Origin of the sequence: Bacillus solimangrovi, assembly GCF_001742425.1 — a bacterium.
GTDB classification, from domain to species: Bacteria; Bacillota; Bacilli; order Bacillales; family Bacillaceae_N; genus Bacillus_AV; species Bacillus_AV solimangrovi.
In genome coordinates this window covers 111,803-133,311 of record NZ_MJEH01000063.1, presented here as the reverse complement: position 1 = coordinate 133,311, position 21,509 = coordinate 111,803, and the positions used below count along the sequence as shown (strand labels likewise).

Here is a 21,509-nt window from a genome sequence, read left to right as displayed (position 1 = left end):
GGCGAGGTAAGATAGGTCAGTATATTTTTCTGCGGTTACATCAATTGTAGGATCCGCACTGTAAACACCATCAACTTTATTTTTAGCCATTAAAATAACATCTGCTTCAATTTCAGCAGCACGTAAAGCAGCTGTAGTGTCAGTAGAGAAATAAGGATTACCTGTACCCGCAGCAAATATGACAACTCGCTGTTTCTCAAGATGACGATTAGCTTTTCTTCTTATGTAAGGCTCAGCCACTTGACGCATTTCAATAGATGTTTGGACACGTGTTTGTATACCAAGGTTCTCTAAGCTATCTTGGAGTGCTAATGAGTTCATTACCGTTGCTAACATACCCATATAGTCTGCATTTGCACGGTCCATTCCCATTTCACTACCTATCTTACCTCGCCAAATGTTGCCTCCACCAACTACTACCGCGACTTCAACATCTAACTCTGCAATCTCCTTTACTTGCTCAGCAATAGATTTAATGACGCTAGGTTCAATACCGAAGCCCTTTTCGCCAGCTAATGCCTCACCACTTAACTTAAGAACGACACGCTTATATTTTGCCTTACTCATGACTTACCTCCAACGAGCTGGATTTTAAAATAGGGAACACACAGCGTGTTCCCATTTTAAGTCTTTTATCTAACAGTATTCGTGCTATCCCATTCACCCACACATATTAATGGTACAGGAAAGCTTACTGCTTTTTAAATAAAATAATTATCTATTATTTTTTAACTTGACTCATTACTTCTTCTGCAAAGTTCTCTTCGCGTTTCTCCATTCCTTCTCCTACCTCATAACGAATGAAGTTTTTAACTGTAGCACCTTTGCTAGCAACGAACTTACCAACTTTTTGGTCAGGATCTTTAACGAATGATTGATCAACTAAGCAAATATCTTCAAAGAATTTACCCATACGACCTTCAACCATTTTCTCAACAATGTTTTCTGGTTTACCTTCGTTAAGTGCTTGTTGTTTCAAAACTTCTTTCTCACGTGCTGCTTCTTCAGCAGAAACTTGATCACGAGATACATAACGAGGGTTAACCGCTGCAACGTGCATCGCAACGTCTTTAGCAACTTGCTCGTCAGTTGTATTTTCAAGAAGCGTTAATACACCAATACGTCCACCCATATGAAGGTAAGCACCGAATGCATCATTATCAGTCTTCTCAACTAAAGTAAAACGACGAAGAGAAAGCTTCTCACCAATTTTAGCAATTGCAGCTTTAATGTAATCTTCTACAGTTTCTCCATCACCATTAAGTTTTTGACCCATTGCTTCTTCAACGCTAGCAGGTTTCTCTTGTAAGATATGAGCTGAAAGTGTTGAGATAATTTCTTTGAAAGAATCGTTCTTTGCAACGAAATCAGTTTCAGAGTTAACTTCTAAAATAACTGCTTGATTTCCTTGAACTTCTACATGAGAAAGACCTTCTGCTGCAATACGATCAGCCTTCTTAGCTGCTTTTGCCATACCTTTTTCACGTAAAAAGTCAATTGCCTTTTCCATGTCACCATTAGTTTCTGTAAGTGCCTTTTTACAATCCATCATTCCGGCACCAGTTTTTTCACGAAGTTCTTTTACCATTTGAGCAGTAACTGCCATGATTATAGCCTCCTTAAAATTGTATATGTAAAGTTGATTTTTTCCTTTTTTTAAGAGGAAGTGGAAAGCATTGAATCAAGTTTTTGATTACACACTTTCTTACTTCTTAAAAAAAGGTGATAAAAGGCTCTACCCTCTTACCACCTTTTGACTTCATTCATTATTCAGCTGGTACTTCTTCACCTTGTTTAGCTTCAAGTACAGCATCTGCCATTTTTGCAGTTAGAAGACGTACAGCACGAATTGCATCATCGTTACCTGGGATAACGTAATCTACTTCATCAGGATCGCAGTTTGTATCAACAATTGCGACTACTGGAATGTTCAATTTATGAGCTTCTGCAATCGCAATACGCTCTTTGCGAGGATCGATTACAAATAATACGTCAGGGATTTTTTTCATATCCTTGATACCGCCTAAGAATTTCTCTAGACGCTCAAGTTCTTTCTCCAAACCAACAACTTCTTTTTTAGGAAGTACGTCAAATGTTCCATCTTCACGCATTCTCTCGATATCTTTCAAACGTTTAATACGCTTTTGGATTGTTTGGAAGTTTGTTAATGTACCACCTAACCAACGTTGGTTTACATAGTACATGCCTGCACGTTCTGCTTCTTCACGAACAGAATCTTGTGCTTGTTTTTTTGTACCTACGAATAATACATTACCACCATCAGCTGCAACTTCTTTAATGTAATTGAAAGCTTCGTCAACTTTCTTTACAGTTTTTTGCAAGTCAATGATGTAGATACCGTTACGCTCAGTAAAGATGTAACGTTTCATTTTTGGGTTCCAACGGCGTGTTTGGTGACCGAAATGAACTCCTGCTTCTAATAATTGTTTCATTGAAATAACTGCCATGTTGTTTCCTCCTAAAATGGTTTTTATTCCTCCGCTCATATCATCCTGAAATAACACTGTAATGTTACATATACAGCACCGATATTTCAATCAATGAACGTGTGTATTAACACCAAGGGTTAATATATCATATGCTCATGCAAGGTGCAAGTAGAAATCATCAACTTTCACTTCGGAATTTAAGAATTAGCTCGATTTCTGTCTTTCCCTTGTTCAATTCTTTTGCTATCTCTTCAATTGTATACCCTTTTTTTTCTAATTCTATAGCTTTAGATGCTAAAGATTGCACATATTGTTCATTCCCCTTTGAAAGTGGGGTTAACAACATATCTTTTTCAGACAATATAGGGGGGGATTGGGGTTTTTCAGCTGCATTTTGACTAGAATGATATGCACGATAAACCGTTTTACTTGATGGCTTAACGTTCATACTAGATATACTGGAAGATGGGCTTGCGATTGAAGCAGATGGAGTCTTCGATTGTTTAATTACACCATTTTGGATTGCCGATAATAATTTTTCATTTTCATCCTTCATTTCCATTATGTAAGAAGATAAAACACCTTCTATCTCTGACTGCATACGTTCTTGTTGCTTCAATTCTTTAGATACACTTGATAAACGCATCCATAGAAGAAGCAAAATAAAGGATGTGAGAATATGAAAAATAAAACTTGCTGTTAAAGCTAGACCCATAACTTATCCCTCTATGTCAATTGAATTCCCTTTATATGGGTGTTTTTCTTTTTGTTCACGTACCTTTTCCTTCTTACGATTACGTTGTCTCTGCTCACTACTATTCTGGTTATCTTTTTTTTTAGATAGCTTACTTTCTTCTGATCTCTCATTTTGACTCACTTGGGTACGTTTCTTTACCTGCTCACGTTCAACTTGAGCAGCTTGGTGGTCATGAATTTGTTGGCTACGTTGTGACAGTTGTTCTTGTATTTTCCCTGCATCCTGTGTCCTCGGTAAGGCAACCTGCAATTCTATAGCTTTTAAACTCATTCAATCACATCCTTAGATTTACTTATTCCAAACAAGAAGAGAGTGTTTTAAAAGTAAGAAACTATCCTTTATACGTAGTTTTATGTAACCTATATATATCTTATAATAACCATGCTACTAAAGACATAAAAATGAGAATATACTTTTATTAACCCTTCCAGAATATTTATACCGATTTAAATACTAATTGAACAATCTCAGCTAACTTAATGGGCTAAACGTAATTTCTTTATCTATTAAAGAGAATTGTACATTCGAATGCTTGACCTGTACATTTCTTTGATATTTACCAAAATGCATGATAACATTTGGGAACAATGAATCTTTTACTTCTATAAGGATAGAACCAAAATCTATTGAATCATGCTTAAAACTATGTAATGATTCTTCAAGTATTTTTTGTTGTTCAATCATTGAATGATACGTTTGTTTTTGACGTTGAAATAATTTAGTTTCAGCATTAGTCAAACCCTTCTTCTTCTCTTTCTCTTTTAACTTCGCTTCAATTAATGCCAAATTTTCAATCGTTTGGTTCGTCTCAGACAATAATTTTTCAGTTTCTTTTTGTCTTAATAACAACGTTTCATTCATACCTAGGTAAAGGTCTGTGTGTGTATTCATTCGATTACCAATATTATTGGCGATTATCTTTTTTCCAGCAGAAACAGAACCACCTACGATATTGCCTTCATTGCACAGTACTTCATCACCCGCAATACATTGGCTGTGAAAGATAGAACTTTGTACAATTATGTTATGTGCTGCGTGAACATTTGCCTGATTAATATAAGAGGCGTGAATATCAACACCAGCATGAACTTCACCTTTATTAGCGGCTGCTATCCCACCTGTAACAAGAATAGAACCTTCTGCGTTTAGTTCAGCTCCCTCAACTAACCCAAATATTTTAATGTCTCCCTTTGCTTTTATCACATAACCTGTAGGTACGTTTCCTCTGATAACAACATTCCCTACAAAATCAATGTTGCCTGTTTTCATATCTAAATCTCCACTTACTTCATAAGATGGAAATACATTAATGATTCGTTCCCCAAAATGTATTTGACCGTCAATTGTTGCATATATAGCGTTATTCTCCATCTCGATATTCTTTCCAGGTCTTAAGCGATAAGGTTTACCAGGCTTAGCAGGTACAGTGACTCCATATACATTTTTACCTTCAACACCATTTACTGGAGGGATAATTGACGCTATCTTTTGACCTGCATGCACTGATGGAATATGCAGTACATCGCGCAAGTTAAGCGATTCAATCGAATCCGAATCTTTTTTCTTCTCATCCTCACTCAGTAAATTACTTTTTAAGTAGCCATTTTTACCATGAATCGGCACTATGCCATTTGCTACTATAATTTCATTGTCTCTATGCTCATCTTCACACCATTTAAAGATTGCTTCATCGTCAATTCCTGTATTTATCTTTTGTTCATTAAGATAATGGATAACCTCAGCATCACTCGGAAAATTATCTTCAGGATATTGCGAACTTTTCAAACGTAGTGCTGCCTTCATTTTATCTGGGCTTAATTTTAAAACAAATAGTTGGCTTAACGCTTTTTCTCCATCCAATCTTCTCACCTCCGCCTTTTTATAATGCTTTAATTAGTAATGAGTTCTGCTAAAGGTTTCTTCAGTTTGAACAATGCTTTCGAATGGATTTGTGAAATGCGTGAAGTAGACAGACCTAATACGTGACCTATTTCAGTCAAAGTTAATTCATCTTGGTAAAAAAGACTAATGACTAATTGTTCTTTCTCATTAAGGTTTTTAATTTCATCAGCTAGTTGTTTATGTAACTCGTTCCTCAATAACGAACTTTCTGGAGTGTCTGTTTTAGTGTCTGGTATTGTATACCCGATACTTTCTTTTACTTCCTCAGCTTCTTTATTACTCTCATCTATCGACAAAACGTTTGCAAAAAAGCCTTCCATAATGATAGAGTTCACTTCATCTTCATCCATCTCTAAAGTAATGGAGATTTCTTTTGATGTAACGTTTCGCATTAGTTTTTGTTCCAATTGATCAATCGTTGCTTCAACCTTTTTGTACTTTTCTCTCATACTTCTTGGAAGCCAATCTTCTTTTCTCAAACCGTCAATTATTGCACCGCGTACTCGAAATGATGCATACGTATCAAATTTCAAATCACGAGAGTGGTCGAATTTTTCTAATGCATCATATAAGCCTAGTAAGCCATAACTCTTTAAATCTTCTTTACCAACGTTCCTTGGGAGTCCTACACTTATGCGTTGAACATGGTAATTTACAAGCGGCATATACTGTCGTATAAGTGCATCTCCAGCTTGAGAATCACGCCCATTCAACCAATTGTTCCAGTATGTTTGTAGTTCTGCAGAAGAGGTTTGCCGCATATTACTCCTCCTATCAATCACCATACAATATAACTGCAATAGATGTTTAGATGTTTAAATATTCTAACTGAAAATGCTCTATTCAAGACAAGTGACAACTAGAGCCTATTGCTCATCATGAATCAAACTTTTTACATATTCAGACGTTTGTTTAATCGGATCAATTTCATCATAATCATTTTCTCCAAAAGGCTGAAATGTCTGTTGAGTATCTTGTCCTGATTCTACTCGTTCCTCAGTAGCTTCTGTATGATCTGAGGACACATCATCCAATGAATTCTCTTTATCTTCTTCACTATTGTTTGAATTAAAGACAGTAGGTATAATCCAACGAATGAAGTACGTCACAAGAAAAAGAAGGATACTAGCATTCAACCCTCTTATAGCAGAAGTTTCTAAAGTGTTTTGAGGTAGAGAAACGAACATAATAAGCAAAAAACCGATTAATGCACATATCAAATTTGTAAGCCATGTACCAATCATTAGATATCTTTAACTCCTTGATTCACCGTTCTGATGTTCAATTTGCGAGTAACGGGATTAAATTCGATTGTACGTCCACTTCTTCCACCAACATCTTCTGCAACAATGCTAATTTTCAGACGTATCAACTCATTTTTCACAGCCTCAACATTTCGAGGTCCTATCCTCATCATTTCACTTTTCGAAGAAAACTGGAACATTTGTGCTCCACCAGCAATTTTTGCTTTTAACGTATATTGTTTTGCACCAGCTTTTATGATTTTGTCGTATAACTCATTAATAGCTGTATCAGCATACTTTGCTATATTAATATTGCCTGACTTAGCAAGTGAGGATGCTGGTAGCATCACATGCGCTAAACCTGCAATGTCTTTTTGAGTATCATATAATACAACTCCCACACATGACCCTAGCCCCGACGTTCGAATAACATCAGGAGCTCTCACAATATTCAAATCAGCAATCCCAACCTTTATTATTTTTGCTATCTCAGCCATCGGTTGGTACTCCTAACGATTTGAAAATTTTAGGGAATGAATCAGGATCAGGGAGTAATAAGAAATGACCATTAATCTTTTCAGTATCAGGGTTTTCATGTTCGAAAACAGATGTATCAATAACGATTGCATAATCTGTTACTCTGCAAATTTCTATTAAACCATAACTCAATACCGCTCCTACCATATCAATCGCGAGTGCAGGCACTGATGGATATAATTTAAGCTTTGTAAAATCAGAAAAAGCAGACAAATATGATCCTGATAAAATATTTCCAGCCTCTTGTAGTGCTGAAATAGAAATTTCGTCATAAGGAGGTGCATTAAAAGATACGTTTGTTATGCCAGTCATCTTCTGTATAAAACGAGATGCTTGCTCTAAAGGGAGCATGAAAAACATGCTCCCTTTCGCTTGTCCTTCAATCCTTAAGAATACTGAAGCGATTACATTATCTGCTCCCCCCATCATCTCCATCATTTCATCAAATGAAACGATTTTAACATTTGGGACTGTCATATCAATTGGCTTATTTAGCAATTGTGATAGAGCAGTTGCTGCATTTCCAGCACCAATATTACCTACTTCTTTTAAAATATCTAGATGTTCACTAGTAATCTGTTTATAAAATGACATGACTTTTATGCCTCAATAGCATGAGTTTCTTTTATTTCTTCAGGATTGAACACTTTATCCAAATTAAGCAAAATTAGAAGACGTTTTTCAACTTTAGCGACACCGTTTAAATATTCAACCTCAACAGATCCTACTACTTCTGGAGGTGGCTCAATTGTTCCTTCTGGAATATCGATGACATCATTCGCCGCATCTACAATTATACCTACTTCCATATCTTCTACTCCGACAATAATAATACGTGTACTATCGTTGTATTCAACTTCTTCTAAACCAAAACGCCTTCTCAAATCTATAATTGGAGTTACTACTCCACGTAAGTTAATAACGCCTTTAACAAATTTAGCGACACGAGGTACTCGAGTGATATATTGCATTCTTTCAATAGAGTGCACTTGTTGTACAGGAATTCCATACTCTTCATCTTTTAATTGAAACACGATAACTTTTAAATCATTTATTGCGTTTACAGACATCTGTCTTTCCTCCCTATTCGATTTGCACTACAAGAAAGAGCTTTCAAAATCAGTGAACTTACAAATTATTTAATAAGTGCATTACAATCAATGATTAGTGCAACTTGCCCATTTCCTAATATTGTAGCACCAGAGATGGCAAAAACATTCGTTAAATAATCACCTAGTGATTTCAAAACAATCTCTTGTTGACCAATGAAGGAATCAACTACTAAACCAGCCATTTTATCCCCTTTACGAACAATGACAATTGAATAAAAATCATCAGAATCTTTTTCAGTAGGAACTTCAAATACATCATTTAAAAAGACAAGTGGGACAACCTTGCCACGGAAATCTATTACCTTTTGATTGTGAGCATTTAAAATGTCTTCTTCTTTGACAATGGCCGTTTCGATAATAGATGATAATGGAATCGCATACTTTTCTTTCTGAATTTCAACGAGCATGACAGAAATTATTGACAATGTTAACGGCAGTTGGATTGAGAAAATAGAACCAACACCTTGTTTAGCGTCAATTGAAACTGATCCGCTTAGCGATTCAATCGTATTTTTCACAACATCTAGACCTACTCCACGACCAGAAACATCTGAAATTTTTTCTGCTGTAGAGAAGCCAGAAGCCAAGATCAACTCATACACTTGTTTGTCAGTTAAGTTTGCTCCTGCCTCAGCTGTAATAACCCCGCGTTCGATCGCCTTATTCAGGACACGTTCACGGTCAATTCCAGCTCCATCATCTTCTATTTCAATGAAAACATGATTACCACTATGATATGCCTTTAACACAACGGTACCTGTTTCAGACTTTCCAATTGCTTTACGTGTTTCTGGTGTTTCAATTCCATGATCAATAGCATTACGAATTAAATGAACGAGCGGATCACCAATTTCATCAATTACCGTTCGATCTAATTCAGTATCAGCACCAATAATCTCTAAATTAATCTTTTTACCTAGATCACGTGCAAGTTGCCTTACCATACGTGGAAATCTATTAAATACCTGTTCAACAGGAACCATTCGCATATTAAGGATAATGTTCTGTAAATCACCTGAAATGCGAGACATACGCTCAACTGTTTCATGTAATTCAGAATTATTCAAATCATTTGAAATCTGTTCAAGTCGACCTCTGTCAATAACTAGCTCTTCAAATAAATTCATAAGAATATCAAGACGTTCAATATTTACTCGAATCGTTTTATTAGAGACTGCTTGTGTTTTAGATTTTGATTGAGCTTCTTCACTCTCTTTTTTCTGTGAATTATTTTCCTCTTTTTTAACAGTTGGAAGTTGTTGTTGCTGGTTTGTCACATTAACTAGTTGTGCTGCTTGTTCCACTTTCTCTACTTCTTCTTCTTCAATTGCCTCTTTTAAACTCTCAATATTTAGAACTTCAACTGTCACACTTTCAAGTTCAGATACTTTCATAATTCGTTTCTCTAAATCTCCAGCACTTTCTTTTGAAACGACAGTGACACTGAACTCTAAATCAAACTGCTCTTCCTCAAGTTCATCAACTGGCGGAGTAGATTTGATCACTTCACCAACTTGTTCAATTACTTCAAATGTCATAAAGACACGAGCACCTTTTAGCAAGCAATCTTCACGTAATTTAACCGTAACATGATATGCTTCAAACCCTTGCTCTTTCGATTGTTCTAAAACAGTGATTTCAAATTGATCGTATTTTTCATTCAAATGGATATTTGAAGCAGCTGTAGCTGCAACTTCAGGTTTTGCAGAGGTTTGGGATATTTCTTCTCCATTTTCTATACGTTTCAATTTATTTACAACATCCTCTACATCACGTTTACCATCCCCACCTCCAGCAATGTCCATTACCATTGCTTCAAGGTCATCTACTGATTCAAATACGACATCTAAAATGCCTGTAGTAACCACAATCTTATGATTGCGTATTCCATCGAGTACATTTTCCATTTTATGAGTAAGGTTAGCTAAATCCTCAAACCCCATTGTCGCAGACATCCCTTTTAAGGTATGTGCAGAACGAAAGATTTCATTTACAATATCCATATCTTCAGGGTTATTTTCTAATAGTAATAACTGGTCATTAACTGTTTGTAAATGCTCTTTACTTTCATCAATAAATACTTCTAAGTATTGTTGATTTTCCATTTGAATAGCACCCCTTTATGCACCGATATGTTTAATAATTAAATTTGCAATGTTATCCACATGTGCCACTTCATCTATTAGGCCAGTATCAACAGCTGCTTTTGGCATCCCATACACTACTGAAGACTCCTTTGACTCAGCAATAGCCTTTACACTGCCCGTATCAACCAATTTATGTAATCCTTTTGCACCATCTGTTCCCATTCCTGTCATAATAACAGCAAGTTTGAAATAATTTTGCAAGTAACTAACTGATTCATACATAACATCAACGGAAGGACGATGACCATTTTTAGGTGGATCGTCATTTAATTGGACAACTAGTGAGGTTCCAATTAGCTTAAGTTTCAAATGATATCCACCAGGTGCGATGTATGCAGTCCCTTTTTTTATAATATCCCCATCTACAGCTTCCTTCACGGAAATCTGACTTAATGAATCTAATCTGTCAGCAAGTGATTTCGTAAAACCAGCAGGCATATGTTGAACGATCAAAATCGGTGCATCAATTGATGAAGGAAGCTTAGTTAATACATTTTGTAATGCTCGCGGCCCCCCTGTAGAAGTACCTATACAAATAATTTTCTGTTTGTACTTCATTGGGTGTCTTATACTATCCTTCAATGTAATAGGAGTTATATTCTCTTGTGATGGGTTCTTGTGCACTCCGAGAATGTTTGCCTTACTAGCTGTAATTACTTTATATATTAATTCTTCTTTCACCTTATGAAGATCAAGTGATATTGCCCCAGAAGGTTTAGCAATAAAATCAACTGCTCCATTTTGCATCGCTATCATTGTATTAGCTGCGTTCTCTTGTGTCGTACTCGAAAGCATCACAACAGGAACTGGAGCTCGTTTCATCATTTCTTGTAATGCATCAAGCCCATTCATTATGGGCATTTCTACATCCATTGTAACTACATCAGGCTTAAACTCAATTACTTTCTTTACTGCTTCTCGTCCATTTCTTGCAGTGCCGATAACTTTTATACGGGTAGATTCAGATAACAAGTCTGTTATTAATTTACGCATAAACGCTGAATCATCTACGATTAATACAGAAACCTGTCTAGTCATCGACATCCTACCTTTCTATGAAAAATCGCTTCAACTTTGATACAAAACTTAATTTAGAAGTGTCTTCTAGATTAAAATGGTGATTTTCGTATCGTTTAATAATCTCCATAATAGCCTTGCTTGCAGATGAACGTTCATTATGCAAAAGAAATGGTGTTTGATTTGCAACAGCCTTCATCACTGAACGGTCATCAGGTATACTACCAAGAAACTGTATATCTCGTTCTAAGAAATGTTTCGCTACTTTTTGTAAACGATTGTATGTTTTTACTGCTTGCCTTTCATCAAATGTACGATTTACTAATACATAAAATGGTAAATCATCCCTTTGATTGTGTATATACTTTATCATTGCATAGGCATCTGTTAGAGATGTAGGTTCAGGTGTTGTTACGACAATTGTTTCTTGAACTGAGAGGATAAACCTCATGCTCTCCTCAGTCATACCTGCACCCATATCAAAAATGATATAATCGTATTCTTCAAATATTGTTTGTAATTGTTCCATAAACTTATTAAACGATGCTTGTTCCATTTTAAAAATGGTCGTCATTCCCGTTGCACCAGCGATATAAGAGAGGTTCCCTGGTCCCGATTCAATAATATCACGAATTACCATATTATGCTCAAATAAATCAAGGATACTATATTTGGCACTAACACCCATTAAAATATCAATATTTCCCATTCCAATATCCATATCAAATAATAACACTTTTGAACCATTATTAGATAAAGAGAGAGCAAAATTTAACGAAAAGTTTGATTTTCCAACCCCACCTTTACCACTTACAACAGCAATTGCTTTCGCTTCATCCGATTGATTTTGTTGTTTTTTTAATTTAATCCTTAAACTTTCAGCTTGATCCCTCATATCCATTAACTCCAAACACTTTATTTAATATGAGCTTTGGCGAAGCTTTTTCTATATCATCAGGTACATTTTGGCCGTGAGTGATATAAGCAACTCCAACTCTATTCTTCAAACACATATTAAGCATCGAACCGTAACTTGCAGTCTCATCAGATTTTGTATAGATTAACCTGTCTATGTGTATCGTTTGGAATTGCTCGTGAATTTTTTCCATATCGGCATTTTTTGCTGTTAAGGCCATTACAAGGTACGTTTCCATTTCTTTATCAAAATCAATAACTTTCGTTAAGTCTTTTATATATTCTTTATTTCGGAAATTGCGACCAGCAGTATCAACAAACACTTTGTCATAGCTTTCTAGCTTTTCTTTTGCTTTTTTAAAATCATCTAATGTATAGGCCACTTCAATCGGTATGTTTAAAATACTAGCATACGTTTTAAGTTGTTCAACAGCAGCTATTCGATACGTATCTGTCGTAATGAATGCACACTTTTTATTTCTTTTTAATACTTCATGTGCTGCCATCTTTGCTAGAGTTGTTGTTTTCCCAACTCCAGTGGGCCCTATAACGTTTATAAACTTTTTCTCTTCCTGAACTGGACCAAATGACAAAACTGATAAACGTGTATGTAAATTGTCTAATAACCATTTGTACACGTCATTAAAAGATGCCTCTCCTTTAGATAAGTACCACTTTTCCAATAACTCATGCACAAGTTCATCACGAATAGCACTGTATACATCTTGCTCATCAAGTAATCGATGAATATTTCGAATTGGACTAGGCAAATGATTAGACGTCGCTTCATTAACCTCAGATAAGTTTGCCATCATTTCTTTTAAATCTTGAATTTCTTTTAACAACTCTGGAGAACGAGAGTCTGTATTAATGAGGTTCTTATCTGACTGTTGAACTTGTTGTATACGTTTTGGTTCTTCATACAGTTTGTCTACTTTTTTATATTGTTGTGACTGAGCTACCTCTGGATCAATAGCAGCTATAACCTCTATATTTTTTTTCACAAATAAACCAAAGAATCCACCTTTATTGATAACTTTTGAATTTAAGATAACTGCATCTTGTCCTAGCTCTGCTCGAACCTTCTTCATTGCCTCTGGCATAGTAGGTGCGATAAATTTTTTCACCCTCATGCAACATCCACCACCCCAACACTTTGAACTTCTACAGTTGTTTCAAGTTCATTATATGATAATACTGGCACAGCAGGAAGATACGGGTCAATTAACTGTTTGACATACATTCGAACAGCTGGTGAACATAGCAAAATTGGCGTTTGTTCCTGCATTGATAATCGCTCAATCTCTATGGAAATTTGTTGAATAATTAATTGTGAATCATTCGGGTCAAGAGACAAGAAATTCCCATGTTCTGTCTGTTGAACGTTCTCAGCAATAATCTTCTCTACATTACCTGATAATGTCACCACTTTTAAAGATTCCCCTTCAATTGCAAAGTGACGAGTCAGTTGACGAGCAAGTGCTTGACGAACATATTCCGTTAATAGACTTGTATCGTCAGATAATTTTCCATAGTCAGCCAATGCCTCAAAAATAACAGGCAAATTACGAATGGATACACGTTCACGTAATAAATTGGCAAGGACTTTTTGCACTTCTCCAACTGATAATGGGCTTGGTGTCACTTCATCAACTAAAATAGGATAAGATTCTTTTAAATGGTCGATTAATTGTTGTGTTTCCTGCCTACCGAGTAACTCATGTGCATTATTTTTGATAATCTCGGTTAAATGAGTTGAAACGACAGAAGGAGGATCAACCACCGTATAACCTGATAACTCTGCTGTTTCTTTCATCTCTTCGGAAATCCAAATTGCTGGAAGTCCAAATGCTGGTTCGACAGTTTCTATTCCTTCAATAGACTCATCTTCAATACCCGGACTCATAGCCATATAGTGATCAAGTAACAACTCACCACGTGCTAGCTCATTACCTTTAATTTTCATCCGGTATTCATTCGGCTGTAATTGTATGTTATCTCGGATTCTCACGACTGGCACAACTAGACCTAATTCTAAAGCTAATTGGCGGCGAATCATTACAATCCGATCAAGTAAGTCTCCACCTTGATTGGCATCTGCTAACGGTATTAATCCATACCCAAATTCAAACTCAATCGGATCAACCGTTAACAAATTAACGACGCTTTCAGGACTTTTCATATCCTCTTGTTCATCATCACTACTATCAGTCTCAAACTCTTGTAACTCTTTCGATTTTGCTTCATTTCGACCGAGAAAATAACCACCCGCAGCTAGACCTGCAGCGATTGGTAATGTGAGCTTTGGACCAATTGGTGTGAATAGGCCTAGTCCAGCAATCGTAGCACCAGCAACATATAATAACTTCGGATACGCAAATAACTGTGTAGCAATATCATCACCTAAGTTGCCATCAGACGCAGCACGTGTAACAACAATTCCTGTTGCGGTAGAAATCAATAGTGCTGGTATTTGACTCACAAGTCCATCCCCTACCGTTAATAGCGTAAAACGAGACGAAGCTTCTGCAAGTGATAAATCCATTTGCACCATACCAATTATCATACCAAATACAATATTTATGATAACGATGATAATCCCTGCAATTGCATCCCCTTTAACGAATTTACTTGCACCATCCATCGCACCATAAAAGTCTGCTTCTCTCTCAATCTTTGTACGGCGTTCTCGTGCTTCTACTTCCGAAATCATACCTGCATTAAGATCTGCATCTATACTCATTTGTTTCCCTGGCATCGCATCGAGTGTAAAACGAGCGGCAACTTCTGATACACGCTCAGATCCTTTTGTTATAACGAGAAATTGAATAATAACCAAAATCAAGAATACTACAAGACCTACTAATGGATTTCCTCCAATTACAAAGGAACCAAATGTTTCAATAACTTGTCCTGCTTCACCTTTAGCTAAGATTGAACGAGTCGTTGACACGTTTAACCCTAATCGAAACAATGTAAGTAGTAATAGTAAAGATGGAAAAATTGAAAACTGTAAAGCTTCTTGCATATTCATTGAAACGAGGATCACGATGAGTGCAAGAGATATATTAACGATAATTAAAATGCTCAACAACCACGGTGGAAAAGGAATGATAAGCATGGCTATAATTAGAATTACACCAACTAATACTCCAAGGTCTCTTGCTGTCATGCATCTTCTCTCCTTAACATTAAACTTTCTTTTTCAAACGATACACATATGCCAAAATTTCAGCTACTGTTTTAAAAAATTCTTCTGGAATTGTTTGACCAATTTCTGCATCTGCATATAAAGCACGAGCTAATGGTCGATTTTCCACTGTTTCAATATCATGGTTACTTGCTATCTGTCTAATTTTCAATGCCATATAATCAACACCTTTTGCAACTACATAAGGCGCATCAGCTTTTTCTTCATCATACTTTAACGCTACAGCAAAATGAGTAGGGTTTGTAATGACAACATCCGCTTGCGGTACTTCTTGCATCATTCTTTGCATCGCCATTTGACGTTGTTTTTCTTTAATTTTTGATTTGATCTTTGGATCCCCTTCAGTATTTTTGTGTTCATCCTTCAAGTCTTGCTTTGACATTCTTAATTGCTTTTCATGCTCAAACTTCTGATACATATAATCAAGTGAGGATAACACTAATAATAATAAGGATGCTGTAAGACCCATTTGAACAATCAAATTTCCGATTACCGCAACCCCTTCAGCAATACTCATTTGCGAAAGAAGTAATACTTTATCAAAGTTCATCCACAATACAGCAAATGTAGCTGTGCCAACAAATGAAATTTTTAAGATCGATTTAAATAGTTCTACTATTGATCGAATTCCAAAGATTTTTTTAAAGCCCGAAATAGGATTCAGTTTTTTCAAATCCATCTTTAATACTTCTGTTGTAAACATAAAACCAACTTGCATATAATTTGCTGCTAACCCTGCTATCATTGTAACAAGCATAATTGGGGCAACGAGCATAACGCCCATCGTACTGTATTCAACAAACATTTTATGTACATTTTCTTGTGTAATATCCCAGTAGATATATTCTTGTAGTGCATGCTGAATAATGACGAACATTTGATTCCCAAATATTTCACCAGCAAACCAAAATAGCAGAAATACAAAAAACAAGATGAGGGCTGTGCCTACATCTTGACTCTTAGCCACCTGCCCCTTTTTTCTAGCATCGTTTCGCTTCTTCGGGGTTGCTTTTTCAGTTTTTTCACCAGAGAAATATTGCAAGTCTAACTTTAAGTATTGCATATTAAGTGCCTCCAATAATCTCCATAAGACCTCTCATAGTTTTAAACATTAACATGAAGACATCTTGAACTAACATCATAAAGACAGGCATCATTAACGTCATAACAAAAAAGCTAACTAAGATCTTTAGAGGTAATCCGACAACGAATACATTTAACTGTGGCACTGTCCTTGCAACAATCCCAAGCGCAACATCCATTAAAAACAAACAACCAACTAATGGGATAGCCATCTGAAAGGCGATAATGAATACTGAATTAAATGTCTTCGTCATAAACTCAGCCAACTCACCTTTTCCAATATGAGGCCACACTTGTTCAAGTGGTACAATTTGATAACTGTAGAAAACCCCATCTAACAATAAGTGATGTGCATTTAAAACAAGCATTAATAGTATCGCAAAAGTATAGATGTATTGACCCATGATTGGACTCTGAACTCCTGTTTGTGGATCAATTACATTTGCAATCGCAAAACCCATTTGAAAGTCTATAAATCCTCCCGCAATTTGAATAACCGTCGTTACGATATAAGCGGCAAGTCCGATTAATAAACCTACAATAACTTCTTTCATTACTAGCATAATATACAAGTAATCTATCTCAAGATTAGGTCGATCAATTGTAAAGAAAATTAAGTATGATATAAAAAATGATAAACCAATTTTATGTGTCGTTGGAATGTTTCGATATGAAAATAATGGAACCGTCACAAAAAATGAACTGACACGTGCGAGAATAAGCATAAGGACCGGAAATTCATTCACAAATTGAATCATAACTAACCTATATATAAGTGTAGATTACTAAGTATTTGATAAGTAAAGTCGACTATTTGTGATAACATCCATGGTCCAAAGAAAATTAAACCTAGTAATACTGCTACAATCTTCGGTATAAATGCAAGTGTCTGTTCTTGGATCTGTGTTGTTGCCTGAAAAATACTCACAAGTAACCCGATCCCTAACGCTAAGCTTAATAGTGGCATTGATATAAGTAATACTGTATTAATCCCTTTTTCTGCTAATCCGATCACGAATTGTGAATCCATAGTCTTTCACCTTTTTTCTAATAACTTGCTAACAATGATTTTACGACGAGATACCAACCATCTACTAATACGAATAATAAAATTTTAAACGGTAATGAAATCATTACTGGCGGTAGCATCATCATCCCCATCGACATTAATACACTTGCAACAGCCATATCAATTACTAAAAAGGGAACAAAAATCATAAACCCAATTTGAAAGGCAGTTTTTATCTCACTAATTGCAAAAGCAGGAATTAATGCTGTCATCGGAATATCATCTATTGTTTGTGGTCTTTCCATTTGTGCATAGCTAAGAAATAGCTCTAAATCTTTTTGTCTCGTATGCTTACTCATAAATTCTTTAAATGGTCCTACAGCCTTCGTGTATGCTTCTTCTTGCGTAAGTTCACCTTCAATAAACGGTGTTAATGCTTGCTCATTTACCTCAGCAAATGTTGGGCCCATAATAAAAAAGGTTAAAAATAATGCTAGACTTATCAACACTTGCGTAGGTGGCATTTGCTGAGTAGCAAGTGATGTTCGTACAAAAGATAAAACAATGACGATTCTCGTAAAACACGTCATTAATATAAGAATGCTTGGAGCTAGAGAAAGAACAGTGAGAAGAAGGATTAGTTTTATCGTTGTAGAGACATTAGCAGGGTCACTATTTAATATACTCGGATCAATACCCGGTAAAAGTTCACTCACTTGTCTCTACCTTCATCTTTAATAGATTCATATATTTTCTTCCTTCCTCCTGCTAAATCATCCAGCTGCTTCTTCAACTGTGATTGAAAGTTTTGCTTTTGATTATCTGCCTCTGTTTTCTTTTCACGTTTAAAAACTTGACTAATAATATCATTACTCGTTGGCCTAATTTGTTGTTGAAGAGATATTAACTCATCCGTTTCTTCTTTTGTACTTAATTCTTTTAATAACGATATGTCCTCTCCAACACCGACTACTAAAATACGATCACCTAACCGTATTAATTGCACGGAACGATTATTTCCAAGTGAAATTCCACCTAGATTCTCCAAGGAACGAGCTTGTCCAAACATTCTATTTCTCTGATTTACGATGCGTAAAATGAAATAAATTAATCCAACGATAAATGCAAGTGCGAAGATTAATTTGACAAAATCAACCCAAGTAACAGATTGCTCAAAAGTCGGAATTGTTTCATTCTCAGCGGTTGGATCTTCAATATTTTCTGGTTGCAAATTTCTATCTGGTTCTTCAACTGGTTGTTGTTCACTTGGCTCTACTTGCTCTTTCATTAACCATTTCTCCACGGTATCGCCTTCTGAAGGTTTCTCCGCATGGACAATTTGTTCATGCGGAGTGAATGAAAAGGTATATGTAAGAACAAATAAGATTGAAATATAACGCAACAAAAGTTGCCACCTCATTCTGATTAACCCATTGTTTTGTTAATTGCTTCTAATACACGGTCAGCTTGGAAAGGTTTCACAATAAAGTCCTTTGCTCCTGCTTGGATCGCATCGATTACCATAGCTTGTTGCCCCATAGCAGAACACATGATAACTTTTGCATCTGGATTGATCTTTCTAATTTTTTTTAGAGAAGTAATCCCGTCCATTTCTGGCATCGTAATATCCATTGTAACTAGATCTGGCATATGTTCTTTATATTTTTCAACAGCTTGAGCACCGTCTGGGGCTTCACCTACAACTTCAAACCCATTTTTTGTTAATATATCTTTAATCATCATTCGCATAAAAGCTGCATCATCGACAATTAAAATTCTTCCTGGCATTACTCATTCCCCCACTGCATTTATTGTAATTTTTTCATTCTTTCTTTTTGACTGATAATATCTGTTACTCGAACACCAAAGTTCTCTTCTATTACAACAACTTCACCAGTTGCAATCAATTTATTGTTCACTAAAATATCAACTGGTTCACCAGCCAGTTTGTCAAGCTCAACAATTGAACCTGGTGAAAGTTCTAAAATTTCTTGAACAGAACGTTTCGTACGTCCCAACTCAACCGTGACTTGTAGTGGAATATCTAATAACATATTCAAATTACTAGCTTCCTGTGGTTGCAAGTTAGGAGCAGTAAATGATGAGAATTCTGCCGTTTGAACATCCGCACCTTGCCCGTAAGAATTAGCTCCTATATGCTGAGGACCACTTGGTTGTGGTGGCATCTGCATTGGAGGTGGTTGTTGATAATAACCCGCTTGAGCAACCGGTTGATTGTAAACTGGTTGTTCCTGAACTCCATGTGATGGATACGGTTGACTCATTTGTTGAGATTGCATTTGTTGTTGTATTTGAGGAGTTGATGTATCTTGCATGATTTTAGTCTCCTGAACTTGTTCTTGTTCTTGACGAATTGGCATTTCTCGCTTAGGTAGTTTTGCCTTTGAAGCTACTTCACCTCCAGATGGATTCATTAAACTATCAACCAATTCTTTAGAGAAATCAACAGGCAACAATTGCATAATGTTTGAATCAATTAATTCACCAATTCTTAACTCAAAAGAAATTTTAATTAATACATCCTCTTCCGGAATTCGGTCAGTTCCATCTCCTTCTTTTACGTTCAAAATATCAATTTTCGGTGGAGAAATATCGACCTTTTTACTAAATACTGTTGACATTGATGTAGCTGATGAACCCATCATTTGATTCATTGCCTCTTGAACAGCACTTAATTGAATTTCCCCTAAATCCTCTGATGGATTAACTCCATCTCCACCTAGCATTAAATCTGCGATGATTGCAGCATCACTCCTTTGAATGACTAATAGATTCGTACCTTTGAATCCATCAGTATATTCAACTTCAACTGCAACATAAGGTTCTGGAAATTCTTCCTGTAACCTAGTCATAAGTATAGCAGAAACACTTGGTGTTGTAATTTCTACTTTTTGATTTAATAGAGTCGAAAGTGCTGTAGCAGAACTCCCAAATGAGATATTACCTACTTCACCTAATGCATCCTGTTCGATTGAAGAAAGGTAATCTTCGACTGATGGTGTATACTCCTGCTCAAATGTATCTTCATCATCTCCACCTTTGAGAAGTGCATCTATTTCATCTTGACTTAACATGTCATCACTCACCATCATCGTCACCTCCTTGGATATTTTCTAAAATTTGAATAGCCATTTTATTACCTTGTTTTCCTGGTTGTGCATAAAACTTTGGACGTTCTCCAACTTGAACCGTCATTGGTTCATCAATTTTTTGATCTAATTGAATGACATCATCTGTTGAAAGATTTAGAAACTCATTTACTGAAATTGTGGCATTACCTAAGATAGTCCTTAGTGGCACTACTGTTCTTCGTACCCTTTTCTTTAAAGCTTCAATTTCTTCAGGCTCACGCTCTTTTTTCGTCGATTGCATCCAATAATGAACTGAAAGCTTTGGAAGGATAGGCTCTAATACAACATGAGGAATACATATATTAATCATCCCACTCGTTTCACCTATCGTAGTATTCAATGAAATGACCACAACTGTTTCATTCGGTGAAACCATTTGTAAAAACTGTGGATTCACTTCAAAATCAGTTAAAATCGGATCAATATCAATAACAGTACTCCATGCTTCACGAAGGTTATCAGCTGCTTTCTCAAACAAATTAGACATAATCTTCGTTTCAATTTCTGTAAGGTTTTCTACTTTATTAACACTTCCACCACGTCCACCAAGTGTACGATCCATCATCGAATATGCAATATTTGGATTTACCTCCATTAGTATCCTTCCATCTAAAGGAGGAACTTCAAACACATTTAATACTGTCATTTTTGGAATAGAGCGGATAAATTCTTCATATGGAATTTGATCTACTGATGCTACCCCTACTTGAATATATGTACGAAGCTGAGCAGCAAAAAATGTTGTTAACATTCGTGCATAGTTTTCATGAATTCGTGATAAACTTCGGATTTGATCTTTAGAAAATCGCAAAGCACGTTTAAAATCATACGTTTTTACTTTTTTCTCTTTTTCCTCTTTTTTAAGTTCCTCTGCATTCATTTCCCCAGTGGAAATAGCAGAAAGCAGCGCATCAATCTCACTTTGGGAGAGAACCTCTTCAGCCAAACAGCTTCACCTCCTCTAACTTCAACA

24 protein-coding genes are annotated in these 21,509 nt (G+C 36.0%); all 24 read right to left on the bottom strand.

What is annotated here, in order from left to right; genetic code table 11:
* Positions 1–567: UMP kinase (pyrH, locus tag BFG57_RS17580; RefSeq protein ID WP_069718807.1), on the bottom strand; the 567-nt coding region annotated here is incomplete at its 3' end.
* Positions 568–721: 154 nt separating this feature from the next.
* Positions 722–1,606: a translation elongation factor Ts gene (tsf, locus tag BFG57_RS17575; RefSeq protein WP_069718806.1), complete on the bottom strand. Its 885-nt coding sequence runs from the start codon at positions 1,604–1,606 to the stop codon at positions 722–724.
* Between the two features lie 160 nt (positions 1,607–1,766).
* A complete protein-coding gene (rpsB, locus tag BFG57_RS17570) occupies positions 1,767–2,468 on the bottom strand; it encodes a 30S ribosomal protein S2 (protein ID WP_069718805.1) in 702 nt (233 codons plus the stop codon).
* Positions 2,469–2,628: 160 nt separating this feature from the next.
* Positions 2,629–3,165 (bottom strand): hypothetical protein, encoded by a 537-nt coding sequence (locus BFG57_RS17565; protein ID WP_069718804.1) that lies wholly within the window; start codon positions 3,163–3,165, stop codon positions 2,629–2,631.
* 3 nt (positions 3,166–3,168) lie between these two features.
* Positions 3,169–3,477 carry a hypothetical protein gene (locus tag BFG57_RS17560; RefSeq protein ID WP_069718803.1) on the bottom strand — a complete coding sequence of 103 codons (309 nt, stop codon included), beginning with the start codon at positions 3,475–3,477 and terminating at the stop codon, positions 3,169–3,171.
* A gap of 201 nt (positions 3,478–3,678) precedes the next feature.
* Positions 3,679–5,067: a flagellar assembly protein A gene (locus BFG57_RS17555; protein WP_083249324.1), complete on the bottom strand. Its 1,389-nt coding sequence runs from the start codon at positions 5,065–5,067 to the stop codon at positions 3,679–3,681.
* A gap of 29 nt (positions 5,068–5,096) precedes the next feature.
* Positions 5,097–5,870, bottom strand: a complete 774-nt coding sequence (locus BFG57_RS17550; RefSeq protein ID WP_069718802.1) for a FliA/WhiG family RNA polymerase sigma factor — start codon at positions 5,868–5,870, stop codon at positions 5,097–5,099.
* 105 nt (positions 5,871–5,975) lie between these two features.
* On the bottom strand, positions 5,976–6,353 hold the full coding sequence (locus BFG57_RS17545; RefSeq protein ID WP_069718801.1) for a hypothetical protein: 378 nt from the start codon (positions 6,351–6,353) through the stop codon (positions 5,976–5,978).
* Positions 6,353–6,850 carry a chemotaxis protein CheD gene (locus BFG57_RS17540; protein ID WP_069718800.1) on the bottom strand — a complete coding sequence of 166 codons (498 nt, stop codon included), beginning with the start codon at positions 6,848–6,850 and terminating at the stop codon, positions 6,353–6,355. Before BFG57_RS17540 ends, BFG57_RS17545 begins: the two co-directional genes overlap by 1 nt.
* Positions 6,843–7,484: a chemotaxis protein CheC gene (locus BFG57_RS17535; protein WP_069718799.1), complete on the bottom strand. Its 642-nt coding sequence runs from the start codon at positions 7,482–7,484 to the stop codon at positions 6,843–6,845. Before BFG57_RS17535 ends, BFG57_RS17540 begins: the two co-directional genes overlap by 8 nt.
* A gap of 5 nt (positions 7,485–7,489) precedes the next feature.
* The gene (locus BFG57_RS17530) at positions 7,490–7,960 is read right to left on the bottom strand and encodes a chemotaxis protein CheW (RefSeq protein WP_069718798.1); all 471 of its coding nucleotides are present in this window, start codon (positions 7,958–7,960) and stop codon (positions 7,490–7,492) included.
* A 65-nt stretch (positions 7,961–8,025) separates the two neighbouring features.
* A complete protein-coding gene (locus BFG57_RS17525; RefSeq protein ID WP_069718797.1) occupies positions 8,026–10,107 on the bottom strand; it encodes a chemotaxis protein CheA in 2,082 nt (693 codons plus the stop codon).
* 15 nt (positions 10,108–10,122) lie between these two features.
* Positions 10,123–11,193 (bottom strand): protein-glutamate methylesterase/protein-glutamine glutaminase, encoded by a 1,071-nt coding sequence (locus BFG57_RS17520; RefSeq protein ID WP_069718796.1) that lies wholly within the window; start codon positions 11,191–11,193, stop codon positions 10,123–10,125.
* 1 nt (position 11,194) lies between these two features.
* Positions 11,195–12,061, bottom strand: coding sequence for a MinD/ParA family protein (locus BFG57_RS17515; protein ID WP_069718795.1), 867 nt, complete (start codon positions 12,059–12,061; stop codon positions 11,195–11,197).
* Positions 12,045–13,214, bottom strand: coding sequence for a flagellar biosynthesis GTPase FlhF (gene flhF / locus BFG57_RS17510; RefSeq protein WP_069718794.1), 1,170 nt, complete (start codon positions 13,212–13,214; stop codon positions 12,045–12,047). The genes BFG57_RS17515 and flhF overlap by 17 nt, the downstream gene beginning before the upstream one ends.
* A complete protein-coding gene (gene flhA, locus BFG57_RS17505; RefSeq protein WP_069718793.1) occupies positions 13,211–15,253 on the bottom strand; it encodes a flagellar biosynthesis protein FlhA in 2,043 nt (680 codons plus the stop codon). Before flhA ends, flhF begins: the two co-directional genes overlap by 4 nt.
* 19 nt (positions 15,254–15,272) lie before the next feature.
* Positions 15,273–16,355 carry a flagellar biosynthesis protein FlhB gene (gene flhB, locus BFG57_RS17500; protein ID WP_069718792.1) on the bottom strand — a complete coding sequence of 361 codons (1,083 nt, stop codon included), beginning with the start codon at positions 16,353–16,355 and terminating at the stop codon, positions 15,273–15,275.
* 1 nt (position 16,356) lies between these two features.
* Positions 16,357–17,133, bottom strand: coding sequence for a flagellar biosynthetic protein FliR (fliR, locus tag BFG57_RS17495; RefSeq protein ID WP_069718791.1), 777 nt, complete (start codon positions 17,131–17,133; stop codon positions 16,357–16,359).
* 2 nt (positions 17,134–17,135) lie between these two features.
* Positions 17,136–17,405 (bottom strand): flagellar biosynthesis protein FliQ, encoded by a 270-nt coding sequence (fliQ, locus tag BFG57_RS17490; RefSeq protein ID WP_069718790.1) that lies wholly within the window; start codon positions 17,403–17,405, stop codon positions 17,136–17,138.
* 17 nt (positions 17,406–17,422) lie between these two features.
* Positions 17,423–18,079: a flagellar type III secretion system pore protein FliP gene (fliP, locus tag BFG57_RS17485; RefSeq protein WP_139125179.1), complete on the bottom strand. Its 657-nt coding sequence runs from the start codon at positions 18,077–18,079 to the stop codon at positions 17,423–17,425.
* A 17-nt stretch (positions 18,080–18,096) separates the two neighbouring features.
* Positions 18,097–18,789, bottom strand: coding sequence for a flagellar biosynthetic protein FliO (locus BFG57_RS17480; protein WP_175428385.1), 693 nt, complete (start codon positions 18,787–18,789; stop codon positions 18,097–18,099).
* A gap of 20 nt (positions 18,790–18,809) precedes the next feature.
* Positions 18,810–19,172 carry a response regulator gene (locus tag BFG57_RS17475; RefSeq protein WP_069718788.1) on the bottom strand — a complete coding sequence of 121 codons (363 nt, stop codon included), beginning with the start codon at positions 19,170–19,172 and terminating at the stop codon, positions 18,810–18,812.
* A 20-nt stretch (positions 19,173–19,192) separates the two neighbouring features.
* Positions 19,193–20,494 (bottom strand): flagellar motor switch phosphatase FliY, encoded by a 1,302-nt coding sequence (gene fliY / locus BFG57_RS17470; protein ID WP_069718787.1) that lies wholly within the window; start codon positions 20,492–20,494, stop codon positions 19,193–19,195.
* Complete coding sequence (gene fliM, locus BFG57_RS17465; RefSeq protein WP_069718786.1) at positions 20,484–21,482, bottom strand: flagellar motor switch protein FliM; 999 nt, start codon at positions 21,480–21,482, stop codon at positions 20,484–20,486. The genes fliY and fliM overlap by 11 nt, the downstream gene beginning before the upstream one ends.
* Positions 21,483–21,509 lie beyond the last annotated feature (27 nt).

What these genes read in the sequence shown, in the direction of transcription:
- tsf (WP_069718806.1), bottom strand. Translation starts at nt 1,606, where the DNA reads ATGGCAGTTACTGCTCAAATGGTAAAAGAACTTCGTGAAAAAACTGGT.
- fliR (WP_069718791.1), bottom strand. Translation starts at nt 17,133, where the DNA reads ATGATTCAATTTGTGAATGAATTTCCGGTCCTTATGCTTATTCTCGCA.
- flhB (WP_069718792.1), bottom strand. Translation starts at nt 16,355, where the DNA reads ATGCAATACTTAAAGTTAGACTTGCAATATTTCTCTGGTGAAAAAACT.
- rpsB (WP_069718805.1), bottom strand. Translation starts at nt 2,468, where the DNA reads ATGGCAGTTATTTCAATGAAACAATTATTAGAAGCAGGAGTTCATTTC.
- BFG57_RS17515 (WP_069718795.1), bottom strand. Translation starts at nt 12,061, where the DNA reads ATGAGGGATCAAGCTGAAAGTTTAAGGATTAAATTAAAAAAACAACAA.
- BFG57_RS17565 (WP_069718804.1), bottom strand. Translation starts at nt 3,165, where the DNA reads ATGGGTCTAGCTTTAACAGCAAGTTTTATTTTTCATATTCTCACATCC.
- BFG57_RS17545 (WP_069718801.1), bottom strand. Translation starts at nt 6,353, where the DNA reads ATGATTGGTACATGGCTTACAAATTTGATATGTGCATTAATCGGTTTT.
- flhF (WP_069718794.1), bottom strand. Translation starts at nt 13,214, where the DNA reads ATGAGGGTGAAAAAATTTATCGCACCTACTATGCCAGAGGCAATGAAG.
- BFG57_RS17530 (WP_069718798.1), bottom strand. Translation starts at nt 7,960, where the DNA reads ATGTCTGTAAACGCAATAAATGATTTAAAAGTTATCGTGTTTCAATTA.
- BFG57_RS17525 (WP_069718797.1), bottom strand. Translation starts at nt 10,107, where the DNA reads ATGGAAAATCAACAATACTTAGAAGTATTTATTGATGAAAGTAAAGAG.
- fliQ (WP_069718790.1), bottom strand. Translation starts at nt 17,405, where the DNA reads ATGGATTCACAATTCGTGATCGGATTAGCAGAAAAAGGGATTAATACA.
- BFG57_RS17520 (WP_069718796.1), bottom strand. Translation starts at nt 11,193, where the DNA reads ATGTCGATGACTAGACAGGTTTCTGTATTAATCGTAGATGATTCAGCG.
- BFG57_RS17550 (WP_069718802.1), bottom strand. Translation starts at nt 5,870, where the DNA reads ATGCGGCAAACCTCTTCTGCAGAACTACAAACATACTGGAACAATTGG.
- BFG57_RS17535 (WP_069718799.1), bottom strand. Translation starts at nt 7,484, where the DNA reads ATGTCATTTTATAAACAGATTACTAGTGAACATCTAGATATTTTAAAA.
- BFG57_RS17560 (WP_069718803.1), bottom strand. Translation starts at nt 3,477, where the DNA reads ATGAGTTTAAAAGCTATAGAATTGCAGGTTGCCTTACCGAGGACACAG.
- flhA (WP_069718793.1), bottom strand. Translation starts at nt 15,253, where the DNA reads ATGACAGCAAGAGACCTTGGAGTATTAGTTGGTGTAATTCTAATTATA.
- fliY (WP_069718787.1), bottom strand. Translation starts at nt 20,494, where the DNA reads ATGGTGAGTGATGACATGTTAAGTCAAGATGAAATAGATGCACTTCTC.
- BFG57_RS17540 (WP_069718800.1), bottom strand. Translation starts at nt 6,850, where the DNA reads ATGGCTGAGATAGCAAAAATAATAAAGGTTGGGATTGCTGATTTGAAT.
- BFG57_RS17475 (WP_069718788.1), bottom strand. Translation starts at nt 19,172, where the DNA reads ATGCCAGGAAGAATTTTAATTGTCGATGATGCAGCTTTTATGCGAATG.